This window comes from Micromonospora sp. NPDC023644, from assembly GCF_040640115.1.
GTDB lineage: Bacteria > Actinomycetota > Actinomycetes > Mycobacteriales > Micromonosporaceae > Micromonospora.
On the sequence record NZ_JBFABA010000001.1, the window covers coordinates 135,984 to 149,033 of the forward strand.

Annotated in this window: 14 protein-coding genes; 7 read left to right on the forward strand and 7 right to left on the reverse strand. The window is 74.0% G+C overall.

The genetic code is table 11. The features are described 5' to 3' along the window. Positions 1 to 40: 40 nt before the first annotated feature. The 3 genes from AB0G08_RS00620 (at position 41) to AB0G08_RS00630 (ending at position 2,164) form a co-directional block, all read left to right on the forward strand. Entirely contained in the window at positions 41 to 244 is a 204-nt protein-coding gene (locus tag AB0G08_RS00620; RefSeq protein ID WP_007464836.1) for a cold-shock protein, read from the forward strand. Positions 245 to 466: 222 nt separating this feature from the next. After that, the gene (locus AB0G08_RS00625) at positions 467 to 1,798 is read left to right on the forward strand and encodes a DEAD/DEAH box helicase (protein ID WP_358081117.1); all 1,332 of its coding nucleotides are present in this window, start codon (positions 467 to 469) and stop codon (positions 1,796 to 1,798) included. A gap of 177 nt (positions 1,799 to 1,975) precedes the next feature. Beyond that, on the forward strand, positions 1,976 to 2,164 hold the full coding sequence (locus AB0G08_RS00630) for a hypothetical protein (RefSeq protein ID WP_358081120.1): 189 nt from the start codon (positions 1,976 to 1,978) through the stop codon (positions 2,162 to 2,164). A gap of 34 nt (positions 2,165 to 2,198) precedes the next feature. On the opposite strand, the gene AB0G08_RS00635 is transcribed toward AB0G08_RS00630, so the two are convergent. From AB0G08_RS00635 to AB0G08_RS00650, 4 genes are read right to left on the reverse strand one after another with little or no spacing between them, the layout of a single operon-like run. After that, entirely contained in the window at positions 2,199 to 2,648 is a 450-nt protein-coding gene (locus tag AB0G08_RS00635) for an Rrf2 family transcriptional regulator (protein WP_358081123.1), read from the reverse strand. 1 nt (position 2,649) lies between these two features. Continuing rightward, complete coding sequence (locus tag AB0G08_RS00640) at positions 2,650 to 3,534, reverse strand: ABC transporter permease (RefSeq protein ID WP_358081126.1); 885 nt, start codon at positions 3,532 to 3,534, stop codon at positions 2,650 to 2,652. Continuing rightward, complete coding sequence (locus AB0G08_RS00645) at positions 3,524 to 4,303, reverse strand: ABC transporter ATP-binding protein (protein ID WP_358081129.1); 780 nt, start codon at positions 4,301 to 4,303, stop codon at positions 3,524 to 3,526. The genes AB0G08_RS00640 and AB0G08_RS00645 overlap by 11 nt, the downstream gene beginning before the upstream one ends. Beyond that, on the reverse strand, positions 4,300 to 5,364 hold the full coding sequence (locus AB0G08_RS00650; protein ID WP_358081132.1) for an ABC transporter substrate-binding protein: 1,065 nt from the start codon (positions 5,362 to 5,364) through the stop codon (positions 4,300 to 4,302). Before AB0G08_RS00650 ends, AB0G08_RS00645 begins: the two co-directional genes overlap by 4 nt. A 263-nt stretch (positions 5,365 to 5,627) precedes the next feature. On the opposite strand from AB0G08_RS00650, the gene AB0G08_RS00655 reads away from it, so the two are divergent. The 3 genes from AB0G08_RS00655 to nudC all read left to right on the forward strand — a co-directional run bounded on the left by AB0G08_RS00655 (position 5,628) and on the right by nudC (position 9,392). After that, positions 5,628 to 6,938 (forward strand): pitrilysin family protein, encoded by a 1,311-nt coding sequence (locus AB0G08_RS00655; protein WP_358081134.1) that lies wholly within the window; start codon positions 5,628 to 5,630, stop codon positions 6,936 to 6,938. Positions 6,939 to 7,113: 175 nt separating this feature from the next. Next, positions 7,114 to 8,457, forward strand: a complete 1,344-nt coding sequence (locus tag AB0G08_RS00660; protein WP_358081136.1) for a pitrilysin family protein — start codon at positions 7,114 to 7,116, stop codon at positions 8,455 to 8,457. Then, a complete protein-coding gene (gene nudC / locus AB0G08_RS00665; RefSeq protein WP_358081139.1) occupies positions 8,454 to 9,392 on the forward strand; it encodes an NAD(+) diphosphatase in 939 nt (312 codons plus the stop codon). Before AB0G08_RS00660 ends, nudC begins: the two co-directional genes overlap by 4 nt. Before the next feature lie 254 nt (positions 9,393 to 9,646). Here the strand turns inward: nudC and AB0G08_RS00670 are convergent, their stop codons facing one another. The 3 genes from AB0G08_RS00670 to AB0G08_RS00680 all read right to left on the reverse strand — a co-directional run bounded on the left by AB0G08_RS00670 (position 9,647) and on the right by AB0G08_RS00680 (position 11,428). Then, positions 9,647 to 9,922, reverse strand: coding sequence for a hypothetical protein (locus AB0G08_RS00670; protein WP_357870649.1), 276 nt, complete (start codon positions 9,920 to 9,922; stop codon positions 9,647 to 9,649). A 215-nt stretch (positions 9,923 to 10,137) separates the two neighbouring features. After that, positions 10,138 to 10,374 carry a DUF397 domain-containing protein gene (locus tag AB0G08_RS00675; protein WP_358081141.1) on the reverse strand — a complete coding sequence of 79 codons (237 nt, stop codon included), beginning with the start codon at positions 10,372 to 10,374 and terminating at the stop codon, positions 10,138 to 10,140. A gap of 73 nt (positions 10,375 to 10,447) precedes the next feature. Then, positions 10,448 to 11,428: a helix-turn-helix transcriptional regulator gene (locus AB0G08_RS00680; protein WP_358081144.1), complete on the reverse strand. Its 981-nt coding sequence runs from the start codon at positions 11,426 to 11,428 to the stop codon at positions 10,448 to 10,450. A gap of 71 nt (positions 11,429 to 11,499) precedes the next feature. On the opposite strand from AB0G08_RS00680, the gene AB0G08_RS00685 reads away from it, so the two are divergent. Continuing rightward, positions 11,500 to 13,008, forward strand: a complete 1,509-nt coding sequence (locus AB0G08_RS00685) for an MFS transporter (protein WP_358081147.1) — start codon at positions 11,500 to 11,502, stop codon at positions 13,006 to 13,008. Positions 13,009 to 13,050 lie beyond the last annotated feature (42 nt).

Genomic DNA, 13,050 nt, shown 5'->3' on the forward strand with positions numbered 1-13,050 from the left:
AAGTGCGGGTTCGACGTTCCGTCAAGGAGACGAAACAAAAATGGCTATTGGCACCGTCAAGTGGTTCAACGCTGACAAGGGCTTCGGCTTCATCACCCCGGACGGCGGCGGCGCCGACGTCTTCGCCCACTTCTCGGCCATCCAGTCCTCCGGCTACCGGAGCCTGGACGAGAACCAGCGGGTCGAGTTCGAGGTGACCCAGGGCCAGAAGGGCCCGCAGGCGGAGAACATCCGCCCGCTCTGATCTTCGGATCTCCACGTAACACCCACCGCGCCCTCCGGGCGCGGTGACGGGACCGGTCCGCCCCGTCGTCGACCTGCGTGAGCAGGCGGCGAGGCGGCGGCGGGCCGGGCCCCGTACCCCTTTCGGTTCGTGCTTGTGAGTCACCCGCGGCCTGGTCCGCCGGTGACAGCGCCGCCTTCGGCGCCCTCCCTCGACACGTGCCGCGTCGAGGAAGGCTTCCGCATGACCACTGTCGTACCCTCTTTCGCCCTTACCGGGCTGGCCCCGGCGCTGCTCGCCGAGCTGACCGCCCAGGGCATCACCGAGCCGTTCCCGATCCAGTCGGCGACCCTGCCGGACTCGCTCGCGGGCCGCGACGTGCTCGGCCGGGGCCGCACCGGCTCCGGCAAGACGCTCGCCTTCGGGCTGCCCCTGCTGTCCCGCACCGCCGGCCGCCGGGCCCGCCCGGGCCGGCCGCTGGCCCTGGTGCTGGTGCCGACCCGCGAGCTGGCCCAGCAGGTCACCACCGCGCTCGACCCGTACGCCCGGGCCCTCGGGCTGCGCTGCGCCACCGTCGTCGGCGGGCTCTCGCTGCAACGCCAGGCGGATGCCCTGCGCGCGGGCGCCGAGCTGGTCGTGGCGACCCCCGGCCGGCTGCACGACCTGATCAACCGCGGTGACGCCCGGCTGGACCAGGTCGGCATCACCGTGCTCGACGAGGCCGACCAGATGGCCGACATGGGCTTCCTGCCGCAGGTCACCAAGCTGCTGGAGCAGGTCGCCCCGAACGGGCAGCGGATGCTCTTCTCGGCCACCCTCGACGGCGGCGTGGACAAGCTGGTGCGCCGCTTCCTCAGCAACCCGGTCTCGCACTCGGTGGACCCGGGCACCGCCACGGTGACCGCGATGACCCACCACGTGCTGCACGTCGACGCGGTGGACAAGCCCACCGCGCTGACCTGGATCGCCGCCCGCGAGGGCCGCACCATCCTGTTCATGGGCACCAAGCACCGCGCCGACCGGCTCGCCCGGCAGCTGCTGTCCAAGGGGGTACGCGCGGCCGCGCTGCACGGCGGGAAGTCGCAGCCGCAGCGCACCCGGATCCTGGAGCAGTTCCGCACCGGGCAGGTGACGGCGCTGGTCGCCACCGACGTGGCGGCCCGGGGCATCCACGTCGATGGGCTGGACATGGTGGTCAACGTGGATCCGCCCACCGAGGCGAAGGACTACCTGCACCGTGGTGGGCGTACCGCCCGGGCGGGGGAGTCCGGCGCGGTGGTCACCCTGGTCCTGCCGGAGCAGCGCCGGGACGTGTCCCGGCTGATGTCGACCGCCGGCATCCGTCCCGAGTCCGTCCAGGTGCGTCCCGGCGACGAGGCCCTGGCCCGGGTGACCGGTGCCCGGGAGCCGTCCGGCGTGCCGGTGACGATCGCGCCGCCTCCGCCGCAGGCCGCCTCCTCCGGATCGGCCGGCGGCCGGTCGGCCGGTCGCGCCGGTGACGGCGGCCGGGCTCCGCACCGCGCCTCGGGGCGGCCCCGCCGCTCCCGCCGTCCCCGCGCTCCGCACGCCTCCTGACCGACTCCCCAACCGCTCCTCCCACCGGCTCCGGGCACCCGTGCCCGGAGCCGGTCGCTGAGTCCGGAATCAGCGGACGTTACGTCCGATCGGCGACTGTTTCCGCCGCCGTGGGTGGTGGAAGCTGAGGGCGGGGGAAAGATCCGGGCGGGACCGCCCGGCGCGGGAGGGGTGACCATGGTGGGCGACGCCGGCTCGGGCGCGGCGCGGGAACTGTTGCTGGTGCTCGCGGTGGCGCTGGCCGGGCTGTTGCTCGCCGTGGTCGTGGTGTTCGCGCCGTGGCACGTCACCCCGGACGGGGCCGCGCCGGCCGCTCCGGTCGAGCTTCGCAGCCCGACGGAGCGGCCGGCGTCCACCGTCGGCTGAGCACCGCCGCCGCCGCGCGCCGGCGGCCGGGCGGTCAGCGGGCGCGGGTCTCCCCGGCGCCGGACGACCGGTGTTGCACCCCCAGCAGATCGGCGAGGGTGGTCCGGTCGACCACCAGGGCGATCGCACCGTGCACGGCCAGCCAGACGTCGCGCAGGCCGGTCGCCACGCCCGCGTAGCCGGCCCGCTCGGCCGGCAGCCCGCGGACGGTCGTCAGCGACCCGCCGATCGCGCGGAGCACGTCGCCGACGCTGATCTCGACCGCGGGGCGGGCCAGGGCGTACCCGCCCTCGGTGCCCCGGTGGCTCACGAGCAGACCGGCCCGGCGCAGGTCGACCAGGATGCCCTGGAGGAAGCTCAGCGGGATCCCCTGGCTGTCGGCCAGCGCCCCCGCCTTGACCAGCTCGCTGCCACCGCCGGGGGCCGCGGCGGCGACGACGAGCATGGCCCGGAGCGCGTAGTCACTGCGCGCGGAGACGTACACGTCACTGGCCCGCCTGGTCCAGCACGCCCCAGCGACGCCGGATCGCCTTGTCCGCCGCCCCGAACGCGGCGTCGACCGCCAGGCCCAGCACCAGGATCACGATCATGGTGGAGATCAGCCAGGGCGAGTCGGAGAGCTCCCGCGAGTAGGTCAGCTGCGCGCCCAGCGAGGTCTGCGAGATGCCGACCACGATCAGCTCGCCGGCCATCAGGCTGCGCCAGGAGAACGCCCAGCCCTGCTTGAGGCCGGCCACGATGGCCGGCAGCGCGGCGGGCGCGATGACGTACCGGTACAGGTTGAGCCCCCGGGCGCCGAGGTTGCGGCCGGCGCGCAGCAGCAGCGGCGGCACGTAGTCCACGCCGGCGATCACGCCGTTGGCGATGGACGGCGCGGCGCCGAGCACCACCACGAAGAAGATGGCCTTCTCGCTCAGCTCGAACAGCAGGATCGCCAGCGGGAACCAGGCGATCGACGGCATGGTCTGCAGCGCGGTGATCATCGAGCCGATCGCGGCCCGCAGGATCCGCGACCGGGCGACCGCGAGGCCGAGCAGCAGGCCCACGGCGACCGAGAAGAGGTAGCCGAGGGCCGCCCGGCGCAGGGTGGTGGCCAGCCCGTCCCAGAGCTGGACGCCGCTGACCTGCCGGAGCAGCTCCTGACCCACGGCCACCGGGCCGGGCAGCGAGTACTCCGGCTTCCAGCCGGTCCAGACCACGACCTGCCAGGCGCCGACGGCGAGGGCGAGGGCGGCCAGCTTCGGCCAGGTCGCCGCCCAGAGCCGGCTGGCCCGGGTGCGGCTCTCCTCCCGGCCGGCCAGCTCCAGGGCGTCCAGCCCGGAGATCTCCGCGTCGGTACGGCCGACGGTGGCGAGGGTGTCACCGGCCATGGCGGCCCACCTCCGTACGCAGGCGGTCGGTGACCTCGGCGGCGATCGCGGCGACCTCGGGGGAGTCGATACGGCGCGGCCGGGGCACGTCGACCGGGGTGGACCAGATGATCCGGCCGGGACGGCTGGAGAGCAGGATGATCCGGTCGGCGAGCCGGGCCGCCTCGCGGACGTTGTGCGTCACGAAGAGCACGCTGAGCCGCCGCTCGGTCCAGATCCGTTCCAGCTCGTCGTGCAGGATGTCCCGGGTCATCGCGTCGAGCGCGCCGAACGGCTCGTCCATCAGCAGCACCGGCGTGTCCAGGGCGAGGGTGCGGGCCAGCGCCACCCGCTGGCGCATGCCGCCGGAGAGCTCGTGCGGGCGCTTGCGGCCGAAGTCGGCCAGGTGCACCGTACCCAGCAGTTCGGTGACCCGGTCCCGCCGTGCCGCCCGGGACAGCCCGCGCAGCTTCAGCGGCACCTCGACGTTGCCCTCGACGGTCAGCCACGGGAAGAGGGCCGGCTCCTGGAACATCAGTCCCGGGTCGACGCCCTCGTCGAGGGTGATCCGCCCGCCGCTGGGCCGGTCGAGGCCGGCGACCAGGTTGAGCAGGGTGCTCTTGCCGCAGCCGGAGGCCCCGACCAGGCAGACGAACTCGCCGGGCGCGACGTCGAGGGAGACCCCGTCCAGGGCGACGACGGCGTTCGCCCCGCGCCCGTACACCTTGGTGACGCCGTGCAGCGCGACCGAGCCGGTCGCGCTGCGTGGCGCCGTCGTGGTCGACGTCATGGCTGGCCGACCTCGGGTTTGCCCTGGCCCTTGAGCACCTCGTTGAGGTGGGTCAGGTCGTAGAGACCGTCGAGGCTGACCGGCTGGGTCAGCCCGACCGCGACGGCGTGGTCGAGGCCGGTCTTCAGCGACGAGGCGATCGGGTCGTTGGTGAACTCCAGGGTCGGCCACGCCTGCTTGATCAGCTTGAGGTCCAGCGGCTTCCCGCTGATCTTCCCGATGTGGTCGGAGATGGCCTGGTGCGCCTCGTCGGGCCTGCCGTTGACGAACTCGTTCGCGGCGACCTGACCCTCGACCAGCTTCTTCACCACGTCGGGGTGGGCCTTGAGGAACTTGGTGCTGACGATCAGGTTGGTGATCACGAACTTCCGGTCCGGCCAGAGGTCGCGCTCGTCGACGAGCACCTTGCCCCCGGCGTTGACCAGCCGGGACACGAACGGCTCGGGCACCCAGGCGCCGTCGATGGCCCCGCTGTCGAACGTCTCCACCGTCTGGGCGTTCTCCTGCGGAATGATCTTGACGTCGCCGCCACCCTCCTTGGTGGTCATGAGGCCCTTCTCCTTGAGCCAGTGGCGGATGGCCACGTCCTGGGTGTTGCCCAGCTGCGGGGTGGCGATCTTCCGGCCCCGGAGCTGCTCGACCGAGGTGATCTCGGGCTTGACGACGAGCGCGACGCCGCCGGAGGCCGCGCCGGAGATGACCCGGACGGCCTCGCCCTTGGACTTCGAGAAGGCGTTCACGGTCGGGTTCGGGCCGATGTACGTGGCGTCGAGCGCGCCGGAGAAGATCGCCTCGATGGCGGCCGGGCCGGCGTTGAAGGTCTTCGTCTCCAGCTTGACGTCGCCGCCGAGCTTCTCGGCGAAGATGCCCTTCTCCACGCCGACCACGGCGGGTGCGTGGGTGATGTTGGGGAAGTAGCCGAGCCGCAGCGTGGTCGGGCCGGAGCCGCCGCCCGCGCTCTCGCTGTCGTCGCCGCAGGCGGCGGCGGTGCCCAGGGTCGCCGCGCCGATGACGGCGAGGGTGGCCAGGGAGACCCACCGACGCAGGGGGAGCCGTCTCATCGTCCATCCAATCCGCAGTATTCCTACTTAGTTGGTAGGAAGAGTGGGTCAGGCGGTGAACTGGCGTCAAGGGCCAACCACATGCCGGGATCCGCGTCCCACGGAAAGCGGCAATCTCTACTGGTTGGATGGGCTTTGCGGCGGGTGGTCCGTCCGCCGCCCCCGGTCGGCCCGGAAGGTGGGCGCGACGCCCCGGGCGCCGGTCGGGGCGGCTGGCGAGAGGTCGCCGGTGGCGGGGGTGCCGACGCGCTAGGGTCGACCCCGTGGCGGCGCGGAGATCGAGAATTCCAGCGACGAAGTACCCGGTCGAGCGGTTCACCCTCGACAACGGCCTGCGGGTGGTCCTGACGCCCGACCGCAGCGCCCCGGTGATCGGGGTGGCGGTCGTCTACGACGTCGGCATCCGCTCCGAGCCCGAGGGGCGCACCGGCTTCGCCCACCTCTTCGAGCACCTCATGTTCCAGGGCTCGGAGAACCTGGAGAAGCTGGCGCACTTCCGGCACGTGCAGGGGGCGGGCGGCACCTTCAACGGCTCCACCCACCTGGACTACACCGACTACTTCGAGACCCTGCCGAGCAACGCCCTGGAGCGGGCGCTGTTCCTGGAGGCCGACCGGATGCGCGGCCCCCGGCTGACCGAGGAGAACCTGCGCAACCAGGTCGACGTGGTCAAGGAGGAGATCCGGGTCAACGTGCTCAACCGCCCGTACGGCGGCTTCCCCTGGCTGACCCTGCCGCCGGTGATGTTCGACACCTTCCCCAACGCGCACGACGGCTACGGCTCCTTCGTCGACCTGGAGTCGGCCACCGTCGACGACGCCGCCGACTTCTTCCGCCGCTACTACGCGAGCGGCAACGCGGTGCTGGCGGTCAGCGGCGACATCGACGTCGCCGAGGCGACCACGCTGATCGAGCGGCACTTCGGCGACGTGCCGGCGCGGCCCGCCCCGGCGCGGCCCGACTTCACCGAGCCCGACCTGACCGAGGAACGGCGCACCTCGTACACCGACAAGCTGGCCCCGCTGCCGGCGGTGGCCGGCGCCTGGCGGGTGCCCGACCCGATCACCGACTTCGCCGCCTACCTGCCGTACGTCGTGCTGGCCGAGGTGCTCACCGACGGTGACGCGTCCCGGCTGGTCGAGCGGCTGGTCCAGCGGGACCGGGCGGTGACCAGCCTCGGCGGCTACGTCGGCTTCATGGGCGACCCGTTCGACGTGCGGGACCCGACGGCGCTGCTGCTCCAGGCGCACCTGCCGCCCGGCGGGGACGTCGACAAGGTGCTGCGCACCATCGACGAGGAGCTGGACCGGCTGGCCACCGACGGCGTGGCCGAGGGGGAACTGGCCCGCACCCAGGCCCGGATGGCGACCCACCTGCTGCGCGACACCGACGCGGTGCTGGGCCGGGCGTTGCAGATGGCCGTGCTGGAGCAGCAGCGTGGCGAGCCGGGGCTGCTCAACGACCTGCCCCGGCTCGTCGGCGAGGTCACCGACGAACAGGTCCGCGCCGCCGCGGCCACCCTGCGGCCCGAGCGCCGCGCGTCCATCGAGGTCATCGCCGGAGGTGGCAGGTGAGCGCGAGGAGTGAGCCGGGTTTGCGAGCCCCGCAGTCGCGAACGGAGGCGGGTCGGGTGAGCGCGAGGAGTGAGCCGGGTCTGCGAGCCCCGCAGTCGCGAACGGAGGCGAGTCGGGTGAGCGCGAGGAGTGAGCCGGGTCTGCGAGCCCCGCAGTCGCGAACGGAGGAGAGCCAGTGACGGCAACCGCACAGGCCGCGCCCCGGGCGCTGCCGCCGCTCGGCCCGAACCGCAGGCTCAAGCTGCCGAAGCAGGCCGAGCGCACGCTGGGCAACGGGCTGACCGTGATCGCCGTACGCCGGCCGGCGGTGCCGCTGGTGGAGGTGCGGCTGTGGATGCCGTTCGGCCGCACACACCTGGCCCGGGGCGCCATGCTGGCGCAGACCCTGCTCTCCGGCACGCAGACCATGTCCAGCGTGCAGATCGCGGCCGAGTTGCAGAAGGTCGGCGGCGGGCTCTCCGCCGGGATCGACCCGGACCGGCTGATGCTCTCCGGCGCCGGGCTGGTCACCGGGCTGGACCGGATGCTGGAGATCCTCGCCGAGGTGCTGACCGACGCGAGCTACCCGAACGACGACGTCGCCACCGAGCGGGACCGGCTGGTCGACCGGATCCACGTGGCGCGCAGCCAGCCCGCGCACCTGGCCCGTACCGCCCTCCTGCGCCGGGTCTACGGCACGCACCCGTACGCGGTGCAGACCCCCGATCCGGAGGCGGTCCGGGCGGTCCGGCCGGGGGTGCTGCGGACCCTGCACGCCCAGCGGGTGCACCCCGCCGACGCCGTGCTGGTGCTGGTCGGTGACGTGCAGCCGGAGCGGGCGCTGGACGCCGCCGAGAAGGCGCTGTCGGGGTGGAACGGCGCCGGGCACACCGCCGACCTGCCGCCCGCCCCGCCGCTGGAGCCCGGGCCGCTGCTGCTGGTCGACCGCCCGGGGGCGGTGCAGTCCTCGCTGCGGATGGCGCTGCCGGCGGTGCCCCGCACCCACCCCGACCACGCCGCGCTGCAACTGGCCAACCTGATCTTCGGCGGCTACTTCTCCTCCCGCTGGGTGGAGAACATCCGCGAGGACAAGGGCTACACGTACGGGGGGCACTCCGTCGTCGAGCACTCGGTGGCCGGGTCGGTGCTGGTCGCCGCCGTCGACGTGGCCACCGAGGTCACCGGGCCGGCGCTGCTGGAGACGACGTACGAACTCGGCCGGCTGGCCAGCCTTCCGCCCCGCGAGGACGAGCTGGAGCAGGCCCGCCAGTACGCCCTCGGCACCCTCCAGCTCGGGATGTCCACCCAGGCCGGGCTCGCCTCGCTGACCAGCGCGTACGCCGGCAGCGGGCTGCGCCTGGAGTTCCTGGCCGAGCACGCCGCCCGGCTGGCGAAGGCGACCGTGGGTGACGTGGCCGAGGCGGCGGCCCGCTACCTCGCTCCGGCGCGGGCGGTCACCGTGGTGCTGGGCGACGCCGAACGGATCGGGCCGCAGGTGGCCGCGCTGGCCCCGGTCGCTACCGAGCCGGCGCGGCCGTGAGCGGGGAGGTCGCGCCGCCGCTGGCCCGTTCCACCCTGGACCGGGCGGCCCACCGGCGCACCGACCCGGCCTGGCTGGCACAGGCGTGGAGCCAGGCCCGGGTGCTGGTGCTCGACTCCGCCGACGGCGGCCGGGCGCTGGTGCGTACCGACACGTCGCCGCCGACGCTCGTGCTGCTCGACCCGGCCGGGCTGCCCGAGCCGACGGCGCCGATGTTCCTCGGCGTCGAGCCGGACGGGGTGCCGGTCTTCGCCGTGGACGCCCCGCTGCCGGCGGTGCCCGGCGCCCGGGCGGCGCACCTGCGCGAGGTGGGACACCTGCTCGGCGACCGCGACGCCGGGCTGTTCACCACCGCGCTGGCGCTTCTCAACTGGCACCTGCGGCACCGCTACTCGTCGACCACCGGGCATCCGACCGAGGTGGACGAGGCCGGCTGGTCCCGGGTGGACCCGGCCGGGGAGCGGGTCTGGCCGCGTACCGATCCCGCGATGATCGTGCTGGTGCACGACGGCGTCGCGGGCCCGGACGGGCGGTGCCTGCTCGGCAACAACGCCACCTGGCCGCACACCGCCGGCGAGCGCCGGTTCTCCTGCCTCGCCGGTTACGTCGAGCCGGGGGAGTCGGCCGAGGCCGCGGTGCTGCGCGAGGTCCGCGAGGAGGTCGGCGTCCCGGTCGAGGACATCGCGTACGTGGGCAGCCAGGCCTGGCCGTTCCCCGGCTCGCTGATGCTCGGCTTCCTCGCCACCGCCGACCCGGAGCATCCGGTGCACGTGGACCCGACCGAGATCGCGTACGCCCGGTGGTTCTCCCGCAGGGAGATCGGCGCGGTCCTGGCGGGACGGCCGGTGGAGGTCGGCGGCGCCCGGCTGGTGCTGCCGCCGCCGTCGTCGATCGCGCTCTTCCTGATCCACCGCTGGCTCGACGGGCACTGCTGAGCCGGTTCCGCCCCCGGGTCATGCCCGGCGGCGGTCGTGGCGGGTGCGGCGTCGAGCAGCCGGGCGGGTCGCCGGCGGCGGGCCCGGTGTGGCCCGCGCGCAACCGCGCCGCCGGCCGGGAGGTCGTGCGGTCCCGGCCCGTGGCCGCCGTTGCCGCGGCGGTCACGGACCGGGAACACGGGCCGTCGTGGTCGGCTGGGGCAAGGAGCGCGGCGGGGGAGCCGGTCCGACCACGACGGACGTCTGGGTGCGGGTCAGCTGCCGCGGTCGTCGGGTGCGGCCCGTCGTCCGCGGCCCGGTTGGTCGAGCGGGAGCACCTTGACCCGTTGCTTCCCGGAGCGGACCGCGCCGACGGTGGCGAGGGCCCGGGCCAGCAGCAGCGCGGCGTCGCGCTCCTCGGCGTGCACGATCTGGCGGCGGGGCTCGGGCGCGGTGGTCTCGTCCCGCAGGAGGCCACCGCACGCCCAGGCGGCGGCGATGTCCACGTCGGCGGCGGCGCGGATGTCGGTGCGAACGATCAGGAACCGCATGCGGGTCTCCGGATGAATCGCGACGGTGGGGAACGGGTGGAAGTTCCACGTCACTCTGCCGTCATGTTACGCCGCGCGGTCGTCTCATCAAGTGAAACGCGACGATTGGTCCGGAGCCTCGTCCGATCAGCGGATGCCTGGTCGGCGGGGTGTCACGGCGCAGACGCGACGGGGCCGCCGGCAAGCCTGCCGGCGGCCCCGCGATCGTGGTCGGATCAGTTCAGATCGAACTGTCCGTCCTTGGCGCCGGCGATGAAGCCCAGCCAGCCCGCCCGGTTGAACAGCAGCACCGGACCGCCCTGGTCCTTGCTGTCCCGCAGGGCCACCGCGGCCGGCCCTGTCCTCAGTGGGGCGACCTCGACGCAGTTCGAGGTCTGGCTGCGCGTGCTCTTGCGCCAAGGGGCGTCCGCGAGCTGGGCGGGTACGGACGGCGTGTTGCGGATCTCGTTCATCGTGCCACTCCTGAGGTGAACTGCTCCGATGGAACGAGTGGCGCCGCACGACCCGACGGTGGGGCCCCCGTGATCACCGCTCCGTCAGGCGCCCGGAATGCCGGCGGCGTTGGGTCGGCGCCGTTGCCGGCCCGTACGCCACCGTGGACGCGGTCGCCGCGCCGGGCAGCCGCCCCGTCGCCTCGATGAGCCAGGAGAGGGTGTCCGATTCGGAGAGCGCCGACGTGCATAGCCACTCGAACACCACTTTATAGCGATTTAGGGTGTTTGCCTCGGTCGACATGACGTCGGTGAACCCCCCTTCGATGGCCAGCGTCTCCGGATCGAGCGGATCCGCGAACCGGTAGACCGAGAACGCGGTCGGCGGGAGGTACCAGTCGCCGATCTGGGTGTCGCGCGGCAGCACGTGCAGCGTGACGTTCGGCAGCATCGCCAGGTCGCAGAGCTGCACGAGCTGCTCGCGCAGCACCTCCGGCGGCCCGGCCCGGCCGCCGAGCGCCGCCTCCTCCAGCACCGCCGTGTAGCGGGGGGCGTCGACCGCGCGGGTGAGCAGCGACTGACGGGCCAGCCGGGCCCGCACCTCGGTGTCGATGTCCTCCCCGGTCTCCGGGTCGCCGGCCTCCTCGCCGACCTGGCGGGCCGAGGCGATCCGTACCGACGCGTACCCCGGCGTCTGGAGCAGGCCCGGCACCAGGACCGGGTTGTATTCCGAGATCTCCGCACAGCCCGCCTCCAACTCGGCGAAGCTGCGCTGCTGCTGGGTCATCACCGGGAAGTTGCGCAGCCAGCCGCGGATGTCGCCGGCCTCCCGGGTGATGCCGAGGAGTTCCCGGCGCAGCGCCTCGTCGACGCCGTAGAGATCCAGCAGCCCGCGGACGTCGTCCGGGTCCGGGCGGCTGCGGCCGTTCTCCAGCCGGGACAACTTGGACGCGGACGCCCAGCCGACCCGCTCGATGACCTGGTCCCCCGTGAGACCCGCGGCCTCGCGCAGCCGGCGCAGTTCGGTGCCCAACCTGCGGCGGCGCAGGATCGGGCTGGGTGAGGCAGGAGGCACGACGTCCTCTTTTCCCGTGGACCGCCGCAGACGCGACGGTAACTGTATGAAATTCGCCCCCCACGGTCAGTATGGACGGCGCGCCTCCCGCCGGAGGTCCCGGTGGGGGCGTGTCTCGCAGAAAAGAGGACCGTGGGAGGCAGCGGCGTGCGGTACGACGCCGTCCGCCCGCCCGCGCCACCCCGACCGCGCCACGCCGCGCACACCCCCGCCGGAGGGACCCCATGCGCACCGTCCTGCGCCGCCCGGATTTCCGCCTGCTCTTCGGCGGCCTGCTCGCCAGCATGGCCGCCGAGTCGATCCTGCTGCTGGCCCTCGCCATCTGGGTGAAGGACCTCACCGGGTCGGACGGGCTGGCCGGCGCCACCATCTTCGCGGTCATCGCCCCGATGACCCTGGCCCCGCTGGTCGGGTGGATCGTCGACCGCTACCCCCGGCGCCCGTTCTTCGTGGTGGCGAACCTGGTGACGGCCGTGCTGCTCACCCCGCTGCTCGTGGTGCGGGACCGGGCCGACGTGTGGCTCATCTACGTGGTGGCGGCCCTGTACGGGCTGTCGTACATCACGCTCAGCGCGGTGCTCAGCGGCCTGATCCGCCAGCTCGTGCCGGTGGAACTGCTGGCCGAGGCGAACGGGGTGCTCCAGACCGTGCGCCAGGGGCTGCGGCTGATCGGCCCGCTGGCCGGCGCCGGGCTCTACGCCGCCGTCGGCGGCTGGATGCTGGCCGTGATCGGGATGGTCGGCTTCCTCTCGGCGGCCGTCGTGGTGGGCCTGATCCGGACGACGGAGACGCCGCCCACCGGGCCCGCGCTGCGCTGGCCGGCCGAGGTGGGCGCCGGCCTGCGGCACCTGGCCGGGGAGCCGGCGCTGCGCCGGGCGCTGTTCGGCTACGGGCTGGGGTCGCTGGCGATGGGCTTCAGCGAGTCGCTGATCTTCGCGTACGTCGACCAGGGGCTCCGCCGGGACGCCGCGTTCGTCGGCGTGCTGGTCACCGTGCAGGGCGTCGGCGGGCTGGTCGGCGGGCTGCTCTCCCCGGCCGTGGTGCGCCGCGCCGGCGAGGTGGGCACGCTCGCCGCCGGGGTGGCGTTCTTCGGGCCGGCCTCGCTGGCGCTGGTGTACCCGAACCTCTGGCTCGGCTTCGTCGCGGTGCTGCTGGCCGGGGTGTCGCTGCCGCTGACGATGGTCGGGCTGCACACGCTGATCCAGCGGCGCACCCCGCCGGGGCTGCTCGGCCGGGTGGCCGCGGCCTCGGAGGCCATGGTCAGCGGGCCGCAGGCGCTCTCGATCGGGGCGGGGGCGCTGCTCGTCGGGGTGCTGGACTACCGCGTCCTGTTCGCCCTGATCGGGGTGGCCACCCTGTTCGCCGGCGGCTACCTCTGGCACGGCCGCACGCTCAGCCCGCCGCCGTCCGCCCGGATCCCCGCCCCCCGCCGGCCCGCCGACGGCCCCGCCCTCGCCGACCGGGCCGAGGCGGGGCCCGTCCCCACCGAGCGGGCCGAGGCGGGGTCCGCCCTCGCCGACCGGGCCGGGGCGGCGGGCCACGAGGTGGTCGGGACGATCCCACCGAGCCCGGGGCGATGAGCCGCCGGACCCCGTCGTCGCCGGGACCGCCCCGGGATACGC

Excerpts from the sequence above, each read along its gene's own strand:
- AB0G08_RS00620 (WP_007464836.1), top strand. The coding sequence starts at position 41 with ATGGCTATTGGCACCGTCAAGTGGTTCAACGCTGACAAGGGCTTCGGC.
- AB0G08_RS00625 (WP_358081117.1), top strand. The coding sequence starts at position 467 with ATGACCACTGTCGTACCCTCTTTCGCCCTTACCGGGCTGGCCCCGGCG.
- AB0G08_RS00630 (WP_358081120.1), top strand. The coding sequence starts at position 1,976 with ATGGTGGGCGACGCCGGCTCGGGCGCGGCGCGGGAACTGTTGCTGGTG.
- AB0G08_RS00640 (WP_358081126.1), bottom strand. The coding sequence starts at position 3,534 with ATGGCCGGTGACACCCTCGCCACCGTCGGCCGTACCGACGCGGAGATC.
- AB0G08_RS00645 (WP_358081129.1), bottom strand. The coding sequence starts at position 4,303 with ATGACGTCGACCACGACGGCGCCACGCAGCGCGACCGGCTCGGTCGCG.
- AB0G08_RS00650 (WP_358081132.1), bottom strand. The coding sequence starts at position 5,364 with ATGAGACGGCTCCCCCTGCGTCGGTGGGTCTCCCTGGCCACCCTCGCC.
- AB0G08_RS00670 (WP_357870649.1), bottom strand. The coding sequence starts at position 9,922 with ATGCGGTTCCTGATCGTTCGCACCGACATCCGCGCCGCCGCCGACGTG.
- AB0G08_RS00675 (WP_358081141.1), bottom strand. The coding sequence starts at position 10,374 with ATGAACGAGATCCGCAACACGCCGTCCGTACCCGCCCAGCTCGCGGAC.
- AB0G08_RS00685 (WP_358081147.1), top strand. The coding sequence starts at position 11,500 with ATGGACGGCGCGCCTCCCGCCGGAGGTCCCGGTGGGGGCGTGTCTCGC.